The following is a 1313-nucleotide window of genomic DNA, read 5'->3' as shown; positions in this document are numbered from 1 at the left end:
AGTATTACGATGAATTCCTCACTTTTATTAAAGGAGAATAAACGCTATATCGCGATATAAACGAACGAAAGGATGAATGTTGTAATTCATCCTTTTTTTTTAAAAAAAGACAATATAAATTTTGAATGGTCATCAAATAGAGTAAGCTTCTACTCAAAAACGTTTAGGAAAGGAACTATAAGTTTTGTAACTTTATCAATCATTATAAAAGGAATTAAAATGCCAAAACAAGTAAGAAAAAACACATCAGCAACGAAGTTACGTGAGGAGCGTAAACTAATTGTAGGAGCAGCTAAAAAAGCTTCTTCTAGCGCTGTACGAATCTCTACTGCATTAGAATTACCTATACAGATGGTGAAAGGAAATAAGGTGGTATTACAAGAGGCTGATGGTACTACACGAGAACTAAAGGAAGTTCGACAAGTAAAAAGTAATGTCAATTTAGCTAAAGGAGTTAAAATATGTCTGCAACCAAAAGACTAAGAGTATTCGGCGGTCCTAATGGTTCTGGTAAATCTACACTTTTCGCCTCGATAGCAGAACAATTTAATGTAGGACATTTTATTAATGCAGATGAGATTGAAAATCAAATAGCTTCCACTGGTTTTATAAATATAGAAAAATTTGGGTTAACACTTAAACAAGAGGATTTAGATGCTTTTAAAAAAGAACCGAATACAAAAACGCTGATTCATAAAGCTGAACTTGAAGGGCATGAGATTGATGTTGAGATTCGAGAAAATGTAATTGTAGATAAATCGAAACAAACTCATAGTTATGAAGCTTCTTTAGTTACTTCTTTTTTGCGTAAGCACCTTTTAGAAAAAGGAACAAGTTATTCTTTTGAGTCTGTAATGAGTCATCCTTCTAAATTAGATGAAATTCGTCAAGCGAAAGAATTAGGATATAAAACCTATTTGTATTTTGTTTGTTTACAAGATGCTGATATTAATGTTTCTAGAGTTTTAAACCGCGTAGAAAAGGGAGGGCATAATGTAGATGAAGAACGGGTCAAAAGACGATATTTTCAAACATTAAATAATTTACTCCCAGCACTTTTATTAGTTGATAGAGCTTACATTTTTGATAACTCAACTAATAAAATGGAATTAATTGCAGAGTTAGAACATGGTGCAATTGAAATTTTAGTTTCTAAAAATAAAGTTCCAAACTGGTTTATCGAATATGTAGTTAATAAATTAACGACAAAAGAAGAATAAAAATAAATGCTTTTGTTATTTATTTTGTTTCTCAACCGGATACAGATAAAATGAAAGTAGATCAAAGTGAAGGCTATCAAATACTCTTAGCTC

2 protein-coding genes are annotated in these 1313 nt (G+C 31.0%); both read left to right on the top strand.

What is annotated here, in order from left to right; all coding sequences use genetic code 11:
• The first annotated feature begins 219 nt into the window (after positions 1-219).
• Positions 220-483: a hypothetical protein gene (locus ACUTSE_RS18120; RefSeq protein WP_353102150.1), complete on the top strand. Its 264-nt coding sequence runs from the start codon at positions 220-222 to the stop codon at positions 481-483.
• On the top strand, positions 462-1220 hold the full coding sequence (locus ACUTSE_RS18115) for a zeta toxin family protein (RefSeq protein WP_445641267.1): 759 nt from the start codon (positions 462-464) through the stop codon (positions 1218-1220). The genes ACUTSE_RS18120 and ACUTSE_RS18115 overlap by 22 nt, the downstream gene beginning before the upstream one ends.
• The last annotated feature ends 93 nt before the right edge of the window (positions 1221-1313 follow it).

This window comes from Myroides sp. TSA_177.3 (assembly GCF_052691955.1).
Note: the sequence above shows the minus strand (reverse complement) of the source record. Positions and strands in the feature narration are given on the sequence as shown.